General features: G+C 70.3%; 10 protein-coding genes. 3 read left to right on the forward strand and 7 right to left on the reverse strand.

What is annotated here, in order from left to right:
• Positions 1–2 precede the first annotated feature (2 nt).
• Together G6R20_RS00445 and G6R20_RS00450 are read left to right on the forward strand one after the other, a co-directional pair.
• Positions 3–2,663, forward strand: coding sequence for a multicopper oxidase domain-containing protein (locus tag G6R20_RS00445; protein ID WP_240341211.1), 2,661 nt, complete (start codon positions 3–5; stop codon positions 2,661–2,663).
• A gap of 119 nt (positions 2,664–2,782) precedes the next feature.
• Complete coding sequence (locus G6R20_RS00450) at positions 2,783–3,697, forward strand: VOC family protein (RefSeq protein WP_069390167.1); 915 nt, start codon at positions 2,783–2,785, stop codon at positions 3,695–3,697.
• 18 nt (positions 3,698–3,715) lie between these two features.
• Here the strand turns inward: G6R20_RS00450 and bluB are convergent, their stop codons facing one another.
• Entirely contained in the window at positions 3,716–4,324 is a 609-nt protein-coding gene (bluB, locus tag G6R20_RS00455; RefSeq protein ID WP_067715013.1) for a 5,6-dimethylbenzimidazole synthase, read from the reverse strand.
• An 87-nt stretch (positions 4,325–4,411) separates the two neighbouring features.
• Here bluB and G6R20_RS18430 point away from each other — a divergent pair, with 87 nt between their 5' ends.
• Entirely contained in the window at positions 4,412–4,549 is a 138-nt protein-coding gene (locus G6R20_RS18430) for a hypothetical protein (protein WP_167457859.1), read from the forward strand.
• A 59-nt stretch (positions 4,550–4,608) separates the two neighbouring features.
• On the opposite strand, the gene G6R20_RS00460 is transcribed toward G6R20_RS18430, so the two are convergent.
• From G6R20_RS00460 to G6R20_RS00485, 6 genes are read right to left on the reverse strand one after another with little or no spacing between them, the layout of a single operon-like run.
• The gene (locus G6R20_RS00460; protein WP_269503020.1) at positions 4,609–5,646 is read right to left on the reverse strand and encodes a tellurite resistance/C4-dicarboxylate transporter family protein; all 1,038 of its coding nucleotides are present in this window, start codon (positions 5,644–5,646) and stop codon (positions 4,609–4,611) included.
• A 1-nt stretch (position 5,647) separates the two neighbouring features.
• A complete protein-coding gene (gene narI / locus G6R20_RS00465; protein WP_067715008.1) occupies positions 5,648–6,469 on the reverse strand; it encodes a respiratory nitrate reductase subunit gamma in 822 nt (273 codons plus the stop codon).
• The gene (gene narJ / locus G6R20_RS00470; protein ID WP_069390165.1) at positions 6,466–7,188 is read right to left on the reverse strand and encodes a nitrate reductase molybdenum cofactor assembly chaperone; all 723 of its coding nucleotides are present in this window, start codon (positions 7,186–7,188) and stop codon (positions 6,466–6,468) included. The genes narI and narJ overlap by 4 nt, the downstream gene beginning before the upstream one ends.
• A gap of 4 nt (positions 7,189–7,192) precedes the next feature.
• Positions 7,193–8,848 (reverse strand): nitrate reductase subunit beta, encoded by a 1,656-nt coding sequence (narH, locus tag G6R20_RS00475; RefSeq protein WP_069390164.1) that lies wholly within the window; start codon positions 8,846–8,848, stop codon positions 7,193–7,195.
• Positions 8,848–12,621, reverse strand: a complete 3,774-nt coding sequence (locus tag G6R20_RS00480) for a nitrate reductase subunit alpha (protein ID WP_067715001.1) — start codon at positions 12,619–12,621, stop codon at positions 8,848–8,850. Before G6R20_RS00480 ends, narH begins: the two co-directional genes overlap by 1 nt.
• Positions 12,618–13,895: an MFS transporter gene (locus G6R20_RS00485; RefSeq protein WP_069390171.1), complete on the reverse strand. Its 1,278-nt coding sequence runs from the start codon at positions 13,893–13,895 to the stop codon at positions 12,618–12,620. The genes G6R20_RS00480 and G6R20_RS00485 overlap by 4 nt, the downstream gene beginning before the upstream one ends.
• Between the last annotated feature and the right edge of the window lie 25 nt (positions 13,896–13,920).

The following is a 13,920-nucleotide window of genomic DNA, read 5'->3' on the forward strand; positions in this document are numbered from 1 at the left end:
GTATGGACACCGCGGCACCCCGGACCCCGTCCCGGCGGAAGGGGTCGTGGCACCGCCGGGCGACCCGGCCCGTGCAGCTGTGGATGATCGCCCTCGTGCTGCTGGGTGTGGTCCACCGGTGGGTGCCCGCCGCGACGTGGACGATCGTCCACGTCTTCACCCTGGGCCTGCTCACCAACTCGATCCTCGTGTGGGGCCAGCACTTCACCGAGACCCTGCTGCACCGGCGACCCCCGGAGGCGTCACGCGCGCTCCAGGTGCGCAGGATCATGCTGCTCAACGCCGGGATCGTGGTCCTGGTCGTGGGCATGATCGGGTCGTGGCCGATCCCGATCGTCACCGGCGCCACGGTCGTGGGCGGCGCGGTGGCCTGGTACGTCGTGGACCTGGTCGGGCAGCTGCGGGCGGCGGAACCGACCCGGTTCCGGCCGATCGTCCGGTACTACGCCGTGGCGGCCGCGTTCCTGCCCGCCGGGGCGGTGGCCGGTGCCTTCATGGGGGTCGGCGTCCCGGGGGAGTGGGCCGTCCGCCTGCACGCGTTCCACCTCGCGGTCAACGTCCTGGGGTTCGTCGGGATCACCGTCCTGACCACCCTGGTGACCTTCTGGGCGACGGTACTGCGCACCCCCATGGCCGCCGGTCAGGACGCGGCAGCGGTCCGGTCCCTGGGGGTGATGTCGGTCGCGGTGGTGGTGGCCGCGGCGGGCTCGCTCGCGGGCGTGACGCCGGTGACCGCCACGGCACTGGGCGTGTACCTGTTGGCCGTGCTGTGGCACCTGGTCCACCTCGTCCGCACCGCGCGCACGGCGCCGCCGCGGGAGTTCGCCTCGATGAGTATCGCGTGTGGGCTGGTGTGGTTGCCGGTGTCGTTGGGGTGGGCGACGTGGCTCGTCGCGACCGGCAGGATCGGCGAACTGGGACAGGTCACGACCCCGCTGCTCGCCGGTGCGGCCGCCCAGATCCTCTTCGGGGCGATGAGTTTCCTCATGCCCACCGTGATGCGGGGTGGTCCGGCGGCGGTGCGGGCGGGGATGGTGGAGATGAACCGCCTGGTCGCCTTCCGCCTCGTCCTGGTCAACGCCGGCCTGGCCGTCTTCCTCGTGCCCGGTGGGACCAGTTGGACCCGGGTCGTCGGCTCCACGCTGGCGTTCGGAGGGTTCGCGCTGTTCCTGCCGGTGATGATCCGCGCCGTCCGCGCGCAGTTGGCCGTCATCCGGGGCGCGGCCGCGGCCCGCGAGGCCGGGGAGAAGCCCGCCCGCGTCACCCCGGGCACGTCCCGGCCGGAGATCGCGCCCGGCCGTCGGCGGAATCTGGTCGGCGCGCTGTCCGCCGCGCTGGTGGTGGTCCTCGCCACGGGGGCCGCGCTCGCCGCCGACCCGTCCTCGCCACTCCGCCGCACCGGTCAGGCCGCGTCGGTCACCCCGACCGGGAACACGACGACCGTGCAGGTCACGGCGGTGGGGATGAGGTTCGAACCGAACACGGTGACGGTCCCCGCCGGCGACCGGCTGGTGATCGAACTGACGAACGACGACGACACGACGGTGCACGACCTGTACCTGACCAACGGGGCCGGCTCGGGCAGGGTCGACCCGGGCGGAACCGCCACGGTGGACGCCGGCGTGGTCGGGCGTTCCCTCGAGGGATGGTGCACGATCGCCGGGCACAGGGCGATGGGCATGACCTTCCAGGTCCGGGTCGAGGGCGGTGATCCCGCCGCCGGGCACGACGCCCATGGTGGGGCCGGGGGCGCCGCGGGCATCGCCCCCGCCGAGGCGATCGACGTGCTGGCCCCGCCCTCCGACGAGTTCGTGACCCGCGACCCGGCCCTCGCACCCGCCCCGACGGGCCGCGAACACCGGATCACCCTCACGGTCGAGGAGACCACCGGCGAACTCGCGCCCGGGGTGGTGCGGCCCGTGTGGACCTACAACGGCGGGCTGCCGGCCCCGACCCTCCGCGGCACGGTGGGTGACACGTTCATCGTCACCCTCCGCAACGAGGGGACCATCGGACACTCGATCGATTTCCACGCCGGCGACGTCAGTCCCGACGAGGTGATGCGGACGATCCCGCCGGGCGAGGAGCTGGAGTACCGGTTCACCGTGACTCGGGCCGGCGCCTGGCTCTACCACTGTGCGACCGCGCCCATGAGCGGCCACGTCGCCGCGGGGATGTTCGGCGCGCTCATCGTGGACCCGCCGGGCCTGACCGAGGTGGACCGCGAGTACGCCCTGGTCCAGTCCGAGTCGTACCTCGGTGCCGAGGACGAGCCGTTCGACTCCGGCAAGATCGCGGCCGGGCAGCCCGACCTGGTGATGTTCAACGGGCACGCGACCCAGTACCGGCGGGACCCGCTGACCGCCCGGGTCGGCGAGACCGTGCGCGTGTGGGTGGTGGCGGCCGGACCGAGTGACGGGACGAGCTTCCACGTGGTGGGGTCACAGTTCGACACCGTGTACAAGGAGGGCGCCTACCTGCTGCGGGACGGGCGGGACGCCTTCGGCAGTGGGAACGGGGGCGCACAGGCGCTCGACCTGGCCCCGTCGCAGGGCGGGTTCGTGGAGATGACCTTCGTCGAGCCCGGGCGCTACACGTTCGTGGACCACTCGTTCGCCGACGCCGAGAAGGGCGCGGCGGGCTTCCTCGACGTCACTGAGTAGGCGCCCCGGCCGGCGGTCCCGCGGGGGTGGGTGACGCATCACGGAATAGGCGAGCGGGTGGGCCGGTTGATATAGATGACACATCACGCAACCGCGATGCCGAGAGCAAGGAGGGCACCATGCCCGTCTACGTCCAGAACCCCGATCCCCGCAGCCTGGCCGAGCGCCCGGCCGACGACCTGCTCGCGGCGGACACGCGCATGGGCGCGGTCGAACTCCTGGTCCGGGACCTGGACTCGATGATCGCGTTCTACGCCGACGGCGTGGCCCTGGACGTGCTCGAGCAGGCCGGCGAGACCGCCGTGCTCGGCCGGGCGGGTCGACCGATCGTGCGGATGCGCCGCATGCCCGAGCTGCCGCCGCGCAGGCAGGGGCAGGCCGGACTGTTCCACACCGCGGTGATGTTCGACGACGAGCCGTCGCTGGCCGCGGCCGTCGCCTCGGTCGCCCGGCATGCGCCGAGATCCTTCACCGGCAGCGCCGATCACCTCTACAGTCAGGCGTTCTACTTCGACGACCCCGAGGGCAACGGTGTCGAGCTGTACACCGACCGGCCCCGCGACACCTGGGCCACCGAGCCCCACGGGTTGCTGAAGGTGGCCACCAACCCGCTTGACCCCAACGCCTTCCTGCGCACGCACCTCACCCCGCCGGTCGCCGGTTCGTCGATCGGGACGTCCGCGGCACTGGGGCACGTCCACCTCCAGGTCGGCGACATCGGGACAGCCCGCGACTTCTACGTCGACGCCCTCGGCTTCGAGGTGATGAGCGACGTCGGTTCGGCACTGTTCATCGCCGCCGGCGGGTACCACCATCACATCGCGGTCAACACCTGGGGCACGGCCGGCGCCGGCCCGCGCGCGGCGGCCCTGGGCCTGGGCCGGGTGAACATCGAGCTGCCCACCGCGGACGATGTCGACGCACTCCGGCAGCGACTGGCCGACCACCGGATCGAGACACGTCACGACGGCGCGGTCCTGCGATTCGACGACCCGTGGGGGACCGTCATCGAGGTCGGGGTCGAGCGGGCCTGACCCCGGTCCCCGGCGTGGTCAGACCCAGTCGACGGACAGCGGGGAACGACGTCCCCACCCGACGGTCTGTAACAGTGGTTCGTCCAGCTCCAGGGCAGGGTACCCGAGGCACAGGTAGGCCAGAGGGCGTGCGCCCGGCGGAAGCCGCACGCTGTCGGAGAGATGGCCGGGTTCCACGAGACTCACCCATCCCATACCGAGGCCTTCCGCCGTCACCGCCAGCCACAACAGGGTGATCGCGGCGACCACGCTGTACTCGGTCGCCGCCGGGACGCTGGTGGTCCCGAGGATCGGACCCGGCGGCGGCACATGGCTGACCACCAGGCCCACGGGCGCCTGGAGGATGCCCTCCAGGCGGAGCGAGTCGTACAGTTCGCGGCGTTCGCCGCCGAACCGTTCGGCCTCGGCGGCGCGGACCGCGCGGAAGCCGTAGTGGATGTGTTCCCGTACGGCGCGGTCCTCGACCACCGTGACGTGCCACGGCTGGCTCAGTCCGACACTCGGCGCGACCGCGAAGACCTCGAGCAGTCGCTCGATGGTCTCCCGCGCGACCGGTGTCGGGTGGAAGTGACGATGGTCGCGGCGGGTCGACAGGATGCGCCACAGGGCGTCGCCGTCACTTCTCATATCCGTACTCCTCGGACTCCACTCTCGGCCGGTCGCGGTAGGGGCCCACCGACTCTAGACTGGCGCCCCCGGACATGGAGGTACACGATGGCATTCCTACGCAATGCACTGAGGAGCGGGATCGCGCTCAAGGCCGTACAGGTGGTCAAGCGCGAGGCCTCGAAGCCCGAGAACCAGCGCAAGGCCCGCGAGTTCGCGGAGAAGATGCGCAACCGCCGGCGCTGACGGTTCGACCCGTCCCGCCCCTGACGGCGGGGCGGGTTCGGCACCGCCACTCCGGCCCGTCATGTCGGGACCCGCGTGACCCGCGGGAGTCTGGATCGGATCATGCCGACGAGCGCGATGAGCCAGGCCGCGACCGCGACCCACATCCACGTCTCGCCGATCCAGGCGACGATCGGCAGGTCGTCGGCCCGCCCGAGGTACATCCCCGCGACGGCGTACATGCCGAGCGGGAAGACGATCGACCACCAGGTGGGTTCGAATCGGAACGGCACCCTCTTGATCCCGTGACGCCACACCCCCACCGCCACCAGGGCCGGGATGAGCCAGGTGGCGAAGCACCAGAACACCACGACCAGGCCCGCGACGAGTCCTCGCACGGCGTCGACCATCGGGGCGCTGGACATCTCCACGATCCGTGCGCCGGCGACGACGGTGATCGCCACCGCCCCCATCGAGACCCAGTACGGGGGATCGAGCTCCCGCGGATCCAGCGGGTAGAGCATGAGCCGGAGCGAGACGAACACCGCGCACGCCACGTAGAGGACGACGCCGACCGACCAGGACGCCACGGCCACGATCGCGAGGGCGTCGCGGGCCGACTCGAAGTGGGGCTCCAGGGTCGCCGCGGCGACGGCCACCGACTGGCTGGCGACGACCCAGATGAACCAGGTGCCGTTGGCCTCCGCGACCACGGGGCGCTCGTCGCGGGACAGGACCGCGACCCAGGGGACCGTGTAGCCGAGCACGATCCAGACGGCCGCGCCGACGCAGAGGAGCGCCACGGACGCCACGAGCAGGTGCCGCCCCGCGAGCGCCACCGCGAGAACGTTCGTCCCCGCGACGAACGTGAAGAAGAGGAACGCGGTGCGGGAGTCATGCAGGTCGGCGACGACCTCGGCGCGGAAGGCGATCAGCCGCCACAAGGTGAGGAGCACGAGGATCCCGTACTCGATCGCGGTGAGCACGATCAGGATCACGGACACCGTCTCCCAGCCCCGCTGCCCGGCTCCCACGGCGACGATCCCCGTCGCCATGACCATGGCGAAGTACCCCGGAGACAGTCGCGCGGGCGTCGGGAGGCTGCGTGACCGGGTCACCTCAGTGACGTGGTACGCGGCTCGATCCGGACCGGGCCCGCCCGGCGCCGATCTCGCGGCTCACGTCGCCGACGTCCTCGCGCATCCAGCCCCGGCGGTACGGGCGGTTGCCGAACTGGCCTGCCGGACGCGACCGGTACACGACGTAGGGACGCCACAGGTAGCCGATCGGCGCGGAGAACACGTGGACCAGGCGGGTGAACGGCCAGATGGCGAACAGCAGGAACGCCACGATCGCGTGCAGCTTGAACGACATGGGCGCGGACAGCATCAGTGCCGGATCGGGCTGGAACCAGAAGATGCCTCGGAACCACACCGACAGCTCCTCGCGGTAGTCGTAGTGGCTGAGGATGTTGCCGACGATGGTGTTGGCCATGCCCAGGAAGATCGTCGCGGCCAGGAAGACGTACATGACCTTGTCGTTGACGGTCGTGGCGGAGAAGACCGGCCCGACCGTGCGGCGACGGTAGATGAGGATCACGAGTCCGACCACGGTGCAGAAGCCGGCGATCGCCCCGGTGATCACCGCGATCCAGTGGTAGGCGTCGTTGCTGATGCCCACGGCCTCGGTCCACGACTTGGGGATGACCAGGCCGATGATGTGGCCGCCGACCACGAAGAGGATGCCGAAGTGGAACAGCGGGCTGCCCCAGCGGAGCAGGCGCGACTCGTAGAGCTGACTGGAACGGGTGGTCCACCCGAACTTGTCGTAGCGGTACCGCCACCAGTGGCCCACGACGAAGATCGCCAGGCACACGTACGGCAGGATCACCCAGAGGAAGATGTCCAGGATCGTCACCTCGGCTGCAGTCGTTCCGATCATGGCCGGGCCCCGCTTTCCAGGTAGGACGAGGAGGTGAACGCCTCCAGGCCGACTTCCTCGTCGGGCGGCCCCTGGGCGACGAGTCTGCTGACGGCGTCGCGGTCGTGCCCGCCGATAGCCGGGAGGGTGGCCGAGACGGTCTCCAGCGCGCCGGTCCAGGGCGAGCCGCGGTCGGCCAACGAGATCCGCAGCAACTCGAGACCGGCGCGGTGCTGGACGAGCAGTGCACGGCAGCCGTCGAGATCGCACTGCGCACCGAACTCGAGGACCACGCCGAGGTGGTCGGGGAGCTCCCCGGCCCCGAGTTCGGCACCGGCCGCCTTGTACGTCTCGATGAAGTCGACGAGTGCGGTGCCGCGCTTGCGAGTGTCCCCGTACCGGTAGTAGGTCAGGTAGAGGCAGCAGCGGCGCCGCATGTCGAACGTCTCCACGTACTCCGACTGCAGGTCGTCGAGGGGAGTCGACTCCAGATGGTCGACCAGACCCAGCAGTGGCCGCGCGACGGCGCCCCGCTCCCCGGCCAGTTCGCGCACGAGCGGGAGCCGGTCGATCAGCTCGGCGGTCGGGTAGTCGATCAGCAGTGAGACGGCCTGGTAGAGCGCGGGGTCGCCGGGCGCGCCGCGGCCCACCGCCGGCCCGCTGCCGGGACCCACCGCCCGACGCACCCGCGCGAACAGGTCGCTCCCGAAGCCGGTTCCGGCCAGGAATTGTGCACCCATCGCGTTAGTCCTTGCTTCCGGGGAACAGGCCGCCCGTGCCGAGACCGTCCCAGTTGAGGAGGTTGACCCTTCTGGACTTGTCGCCCGGCGACGCGATGGTGTCCGAGGTCTGCCGCTGTTTGAGGGCGTGGAAGCTCTCGACGGCGATCGGCAGGGCCTGGTCACCCGAGCCCTCGCCGAACGGCCCGGACTCGCCCATCATCCCGGGCCCGCCCTCGTAGTCCAGGCTGCACTCGGTGGCCAGTTCCTCCAGCGAGTGGGCCTGTTCCTGGTGGGCGGTGGGGATCACGTAGCGCTCGTCGTAGTGGGCCAGGGCCAGGAGTCGGTACATGTCGTAGACGTCCTCCTCGGTCATCCCGACGGCGTCGCAGATCTCCGCACGGGGTTCGCGGCCGAGGTTGATGTCACGCATGTAGGTGCGCATCGCGGCCAGTCGGTTGAGCACCACCTGGATGGCGTCCACGTCGCCCGCGGTGAACAGCTCCGCGAGGTATTCCATGGGGATGCGCATGGTGTCGATGGCGCCGAAGAGGGTGTCGGCGTCCTCGCCGTCACCGCCGTCCGCGGCGACCCGGTCGACGATGGGCGACAGCGGCGGGACGTACCAGACCATCGGCATGGTGCGGTACTCCGGATGCAGCGGCAGGGCCACCTCGAACCGGGAGATGAGCTGCCAGATCGGCGACCGCTGGGCGCCCTCGACCCAGTCGTCCGGGATGCCGGCCTCGCGGGCCGCGGCGACCACCTCGGGATCGTTCGGGTCGAGGAAACACGAGCGCTGCGCGGCGAGCAGCTTGTGCTCGTCCGGCTCGGAGGCCGCCTCGAGCACCCTGTCGGCGTCGTAGAGGATGAGTCCGATGTACCGCAGGCGTCCCACGCACGTCTCCGAGCACACGGTGGGGATGCCCACCTCGACGCGGGGGAAGCAGAACGTACATTTCTCGGCCTTGCCCGTGCGGTGGTTGAAGTACACCTTCTTGTACGGGCAGCCGGTCACGCACTGGCGCCAGCCGCGGCAGCGGTCCTGGTCCACCAGGACGATGCCGTCCTCGACCCGCTTGTACATCGCGCCCGACGGGCACGAGGACACGCACGACGGGTTGAGGCAGTGCTCGCAGATGCGCGGCAGGTAGAACATGAAGGTCTCGGAGAACTCCGCCTTGATCTCCTCGCTCACCTTGGCCAGGATCGGGTCGTCCTTCAGGTGGGTGGGGGAACCGCCCAGGTCGTCGTCCCAGTTGGCGGACCACGAGATCTTCATCGGCTTGCCGCTGATGAGCGAGTACGGCCGGGCTACCGGCGTGTGCTCCTGCAGGGGCGAGGACACGAGCGTGTCGTAGTCGTACGTCCACGGCTCGTAGTAGTCGTCGATCGACGGCATTGTGGGGCTGGAGAAGATCTGGAGCAGCTTCTTCATCCGCCCGCCGGCCTTGAGCCTGAGCTGGCCGTTCTTGCCGAGTTCCCAGCCGCCCTTCCACCGCTCCTGGTCCTCGTACGTCCGGGGATACCCCTGCCCGGGTCGGGTCTCGACGTTGTTCCACCACATGTACTCGGTGCCGGACCGGTTGGTCCACGCCTGCTTGCAGGTCACCGAGCAGGTGTGGCAGCCGATGCACTTGTCCAGGTTCATCACCATGGACATCTGGGCCATGACGCGCATCAGTACTGCACCTCCTGGGAGCGACGGCGGATGACCGTCACCTCGTCACGTTGGTTTCCGGTGGGGCCGATGTAGTTGAACGCGTAACTGAAGTGCGCGTACCCGCCGATGAGATGGCTCGGTTTGATGAGGATGCGGGTTGCCGAGTTGTGGATACCGCCGCGCTTGCCCGACGCCTCCGCGATCGGCACGTCGACCACGCGGTCCTGCGCGTGGTGCATGTAGACCGTTCCGGCCGGCATGCGGTGGGAGACGATGGCGCGGGCGACGACGACGCCGTTGCGGTTGACCGCCTCGATCCAGTCGTTGTCCACGACGCCGATGAGCTCGGCGTCCTCCTTGCTGATCCAGATGGTCGGCCCGCCGCGGGACAGGCTGAGCATGAGGAGGTTGTCCTGGTACTCCGAGTGGATCGACCACTTGTTGTGCGGGGTGAGGTAGCGGACGGTCAGCGCCGCGCCGCCGGACCCGTCATCCGAGCCGAGGACGGGCTCGCCGTAGAGCTGGTGCATGTTGAGCGGCGGCCGGTACACCGGCAGTTGCTCGCCCATCTCGGCCATCCAGTCGTGGTCCATGAAGAACTGCATCCGCCCGGTGAGCGTGTGCCACGGCTTGAGCCGCTCGACGTTGATGACGAACGCGCTGTACCGCCGGCCGCCGTGCTCGGACCCCGACCACTCGGGGGACGTGATGACCGGCTGGGGCCGGGACTGGGTGTCCGCGAAGGTGATGCGCTTGCCCTCCTCGCCCCGCGACAGGTCCGCCAGCTCGCGGCCGGTCCGGGCCTCGAGCTGCTCGAACCCCTGCGTCGCCAGCCGTCCGTTGGTCGTCCCGGACAGGGTGAGGATCGCCTCGCACATCCGGATGTCGGTGTCGAGCCGCGGTCGACCCTTCCCGACGCCCTTGCGGGTCTCGCCGTTTGACTTGAGCAGGACCCCGATCTCCTTGTCGGGTTTGAGCATGAGTCCCTTGACGGGCATGCCGACCTCCTCCGCGAGCGGGCCGAGCGACCCGAACTTCTCCCCGAGCAGGCGGTAGTCGCGCTCGACCGCGGTGATCTTGGGGAAGTTCTTCCCCGGGACGGGCTCACACGAGCCGTCCTTCCAGTCCGAGACCGTGCCGCCCGGGTTGGCGAGCGCGTCCGGGGTGTCGTGCCCCAGCGGCGTCGCCACCACATCGGTCCGGATGTCGAGGTGACCGTGGCTGAGCTCGGAGACCTTCTCGGCTAGGAGGCGGAACGTCTCGAAGTCCGTCTTGGTCTCCCACGGCGGGTTGATGGCGGCGTTGAACGAGTGCACGAAGGGGTGCATGTCCGTCGACGACAGGTCGTGCTTCTCGTACCAGGTGGCCGCGGGGAACACCAGGTCGGAGAACAGGGTCGTGGACGTCATCCGGAAGTCGAGCGTGGTGAGCAGGTCCAACTTGCCGTCCTCGGCGTCCTCCCGCCACACCATGTCCCGCCCGCGGTGGCCCTCCGGCGCCTGGTCGGCGCGCAGTGACGAGTCGGTGCCCAGCAGGTGCTGGAGGAAGTACTCGTCACCCTTGGCCGACGACCCGAGCAGGTTGGAGCGCCACACGGTGAGCACCTTGGGCGCGTTGCCGGGGCCGTCCGGGTCCTCGGCGGCGAACCGCAGTGACCCGTCCTTGATCCGGCCCACCACGTGATCGGCCGCCGGCACCCCGGCGTCGGCGGCCTCCGCGCCCAGGTCCAGCGGGTTGGCGTCGAAGGTCGGGTAGGACGGCATCCAGCCCAGCCGGGCCGACATCGCGACGAGGTCCGGGGTGCTCAGGCCGGCGAAGCGGTTCTCGCCGGTGGCGGCGGTCAGGACGTCGGCCCCGTAGGAGTCGTACTTCCACTGTCCGGTGTGCAGGTAGAAGAAGGCGGTGGCGATCATCTGCCGGGGCGGGCGCGACCAGTCCAGGCCCATTCCCACCTGCTGGAACCCGGTCAGCGGCCGGACCTTCTCCTGCCCGACGTAGTGGGCCCAGCCGCCACCGTTGACACCCTGCGTCCCGGTGAGGATGGTCAGCGCCAGGAAGGCCCGGTAGATGACGTCGGAGTGGAACCAGTGATTGGTGCCGGCGCCCATGAGGATCATGGACCGGCCGCCGGACTCGAGGGCGTTGCGGGCGAACTCGCGACCGATCCGCTCGGCCTGGGCGGCCGGCACGCCGGTGTGCTGCTCCTGCCACGCCGGGGTGTAGGGCTCGAGGTCGTCGTAACCGCTCGGCCAGCTGCCCGGCAGGCCCTGGCGGGCCACGCCGAACTGCGCCATCATCAGGTCCAGGACGGTGGTGACGCGCAGGTCCTCGCCGTCGTCACCCCTCACCGTCCGGTAGGGCACGCCGCGGGTGATGGTCCCGGCGTCGCCACGCACGGTGTCGAAGCGGGGCAGGACGACCTCGGCGGTGCCCTCCAGGGTGTCGAGCAGACTCAACGCGGGGTCGATGTCACCCAGGTCGAGGTTCCAGTTCCCGGCACCCTGCTCGCCGAACCGGTCGCCCAGGGTGCCGTTCGGGACCACCGGGCGCCCGGTCACGGCGTCCATGAGGACGGTCTTGTTCGCGGCGTTCTCCCCGGGGGCCGCCTCGAGCACGCCGTCGGCGAGCATGTCCGCCGTGACGAACTTGTGCGGGACCACCGACCCGTCCCCGCGCGTGCGCAGGGTGATGAGGAACGGCAGATCCGTGTACTTCTTGGCGTACGACTCGAACTCCGGCGTGGACCGGCGGGCGTAGAACTCGGTGAGGACGACGTGCACCATCGCCATGGCGAGGGCGCCGTCGGTGCCGGGGTGCGGGTGCAGCCACTCGTCGGCGAACTTGGTGTTGTCCGCGTAGTCGGGGGAGACCACCACCACCTTCTGGCCCCGGTAGCGGGCCTCGGTCATGAAGTGGGCGTCCGGGGTGCGCGTGACGGGGACGTTGGAGCCCCACATGATGAGGTAGGACGAGTTGAACCAGTCCGCGGACTCTGGGACGTCGGTCTGGTCGCCGAACACCTGGGGCGAGGCCACGGGCAGGTCCGCGTACCAGTCGTAGAACGACAGCATGGAGCCGCCGAACAGCTCGATGAAGCGGGAGCCGGCGCCGAACGAGGCCATGGACATCGCCGGGATGGGCGAGAACCCGGCGACGCGGTCCGGGCCGGAGGTCTTGGCCGTGTAGACGTGGGCGGCGGCGGCGATCTCCATCGCGTCCTCCCACCGGCAGCGCACCAGTCCGCCGTGGCCGCGGGCCCGCTTGTAGTAGGCGGTCTTCTCGTGGTCCTCGACGATCGAGGCCCACGCGTCCACCGGGTCGGAGTGCTCCGCGCGGGCCGCGCGCCACAGCTCCATTAACCGACCGCGGATGTAGGGGTAGCGCACGCGGGTGGGGGAGTAGGTGTACCAGGAGAAGGCGGCGCCGCGCGGGCAGCCGCGGGGCTCGTAACCGGGCATGTCGTCGCCGATGTCCGGGTAGTCGGTCTGCTGCGACTCCCAGGTGATGATCCCCTCCTTGACGTACACCTTCCACGAGCACGAGCCCGTGCAGTTGACGCCGTGCGTGGAGCGGACGACCTTGTCGTGACTCCAGCGGTCGCGGTAGAACACGTCCGACTCCCGCCCGCCGGAGTGCGTGACGGTCCGCAGGTCGTCGGAGGCCTCCCCCCGGCGGAAGAACCGGCCGGCCCGCAGCAGGGCATCGGAGGCGGGGCCGTCCATCCGACCGGACCCGGTGCCGCGGCCCTCCGGCGTCGGCGAGGCGGGGCGGGGGGAGTCGATGCTGGTCATGCCGGGGTCCTTTCCGTGGCGGCGGGCTCACTGCGACGGGTACGGAGGAACCACAGCCAGGTGAGGGCGGCGGTGGCGATCGAGAGGACGAAGAGCAGGAGCAGCCCGACGCGGTAGTTGCCGTGGGCGGTCCAGAAGTAGCCGAGCAGCAGCGGGGGGACGAAGCCGCCGAGGCCTCCGACGGCACCGACGATGCCGGTGACCGACCCGACCGCGGTGGGCTCGACCAGTTCGGCCACCAGGGCGAACACGGCGCCGGAGGCGGTGCCCAGCGACGCGGCCATGAACAGGAAGACCGCCGTCCCGACGGGGTAGAAGGTGCCGGCATCCGCGCTGACGAGCGGCATGCGCTCCGTCGCGGCGGCGGCCATCAACCCGGTGACGGTGTAGCTCACGATGAGCACCCAGGCGCCGGGGAACCTGTCGGCCAGCGCGCCGCCGAGGGGTCGGCAGGCCACCGCGATCACCACGAACACGGCGGTCCGCAGGGCCGCGTCCTCCGTCTCCAACTCGTAGAAGTTGTGCAGGTACGTGGGCAGATAGACGGAGAACGCCACGAACCCGCCGAAGCCCATCGCGTAGAGCCAGGCCAGTTTGAGGGTGACGGGACGGGCGAGGGTCCTGGCCGCCTTGACCACCCAGTTTCCCTGGGCGGGCGTCCAGGTCGGCGAGTTCTTTAGGAGCATCCGGGCGACGACCGCGTACACGGCCAGCAGGATCGCGACCAGGACGAACGGCGCCTGGTCGCCGAACGCCTCGCGGAGCCGCAGGGTCGTGAACGCGGCGATGGCCGTGCCGCCCATGCCGGCGCCGAAGATGCCGATCGCCGTGCCGCGCCGGTTCGGCGGGAACCAGGAGTTGACGGCGGGGACGCCGACGGCGAACGAGGTGCCGCCGATGCCCAGGAAGAATCCGCCGATGAGCAGGACGGTCAGGCTGTTGTCGACGAACCCGACGAACAGGGTGGGGAGGATCGTCAGCGCGGCGATCAGCGGGAACATCGTGCGGCCGCCGAGGCGGTCGGTGAGCGCGCCGACGGGGATCCGGCCGAGTGACCCGACCACGACCGGCAACGCCACGACGAGCGATTGTTGGAACGACGTCAGTCCCAACTGGTCCTTGTACGTCGCGCCCAGCGGTCCCATCAGGGCCCACGCCCAGAAGGTGAGAAGGAATCCCGAGAAGCACAGGGCCAGTGCGAGGTTCGCTTTCCCCGGGTCGGGGACGACAGGGGGCCCCGCATCGCGGGTCGCGGAATCTGGTGCTGAGGACACCATGGGTCCTTTCGCGTCGGCTCTC

This window comes from Dietzia sp. Alg238-R159 (genome assembly GCF_900537145.1).
Lineage (GTDB): Bacteria > Actinomycetota > Actinomycetes > Mycobacteriales > Mycobacteriaceae > Dietzia > Dietzia kunjamensis.